Here is a 1,383-nt window from a genome sequence, read left to right on the forward strand (position 1 = left end):
GAGTTATTGTCAAATCCTGTGTATGGCCGGTTAGGCGGCAGTCCTATCTGACTGATCGGTCAAGGGTTCTCCATCCTGGAACTTGACGTTGTTCACGACTAGCTCCAGTTTCTTGAACCCCTTGATCCGCTTCCAGCGCTTCTGAGCGCTCTGAAGCAGCTTGAAGACCATCGCCAGGGTGGTCGCCCGGGAGCCGCAGTTCCGGCTTCGCTTGCTCCGCAGGCGGACCGTGGCGAAGGTCGACTCGATTGGGTTGGTGGTGCGGATATGCACCCAGTGCTCTGCCGGATAGTCGTAGAACGCCAGCAGCTCCTCCCGATCCTTGGCCAGGCACTCCATAGCTCTGGGGTACTTGGCCTCGAAGCGTTTCACGGTGCGATCGAAGGCCTTGTGCGCTTCATCGCGGGTCTCGGCCATCCATATCTCGTGGAGGTCAGCCTTGACCTTGGGTTGCACGGACTTCGGCAACTTGTTCAGTACGTTGGCGGTCTTGTGAACCCAGCAGCGCTGGTGGTCGGCCTCCGGGTAGACCTTGCTCAGCGCTGCCCAAAACCCCATCGCGCCGTCACCGACCGCGAGCTTGGGGGCGGTGGCCAGCCCGCGCTCTCGCAGCCCCGTGAGAAGCTCCTTCCAGCTGGCCTCTGACTCGCGCTGCCCATCCTCTACGACCACCAACTCCTTGCGGCCCTGCTCGGTGACGCCGATGATCACCAGCAGGCACAGGCGGTCATCCATGCGCACGTTGCTGTAAACCCCATCGGCCCACCAGTAGACGTAATGCTGGTCTGCCAGGTCGCGCTTCTGCCAGTCGGTATGCTCGTCCTCCCACTGCTTCTTGAGGCGGGACACGGTGTTGGCCGACAGCCCCTTGGCCTGGTCGCCCAGCAGCGCCGCCAGCGCCTCCTGGTAGTCGCCGGTGGAGACCCCCTTCAGGTAGAGCCAGGGGATCAGCTCCTCGATGCTGCGGGCCCGCTTCAGGTAGGGCGGCAGCAGCGCGCTGCTGAAGGTGACCCCGGCACCGCTGCGATCACGGGTCCGGGGGACCTTGACCTCAACGTCGCCGATGCCGGTCTGTACCGTGCGCTCGGGAAGATAGCCGTTGCGCACCACGGCGCGGCGGCCGTCTTCCAGCGTCTTATCGGCGTATTGCTCGAGGAAGGTGCTCAACTCCGCCTCCACGGCCTTGGCGATCAGGTCTCGGGCCCCTTTGCGCAACAGCTCATGCAACGGATCGGTAACGCCGGCGTCTGGCTGCGTCACGGCTTGGAGAGTAGAATTGGTCATGGCGTATCCATCCTATGCTGGTTGTGATCTGGCGTGATCAATCAGCAGGATACGCCACCCTCTCTTCTTCCCTCCATACACAAGACATGAGCTTAACTC

General features: G+C 62.5%; 1 protein-coding gene. It reads right to left on the minus strand.

Annotation, left to right across the window (positions count from 1 at the left end; all coding sequences use genetic code 11):
- Positions 1 to 30 precede the first annotated feature (30 nt).
- Positions 31 to 1,284: an IS256 family transposase gene (locus tag BUA41_RS18695; RefSeq protein WP_072825730.1), complete on the minus strand. Its 1,254-nt coding sequence runs from the start codon at positions 1,282 to 1,284 to the stop codon at positions 31 to 33.
- Positions 1,285 to 1,383 lie beyond the last annotated feature (99 nt).

Source organism: Modicisalibacter ilicicola DSM 19980 (assembly GCF_900128925.1).
Taxonomy (GTDB): Bacteria; Pseudomonadota; Gammaproteobacteria; order Pseudomonadales; family Halomonadaceae; genus Modicisalibacter; species Modicisalibacter ilicicola.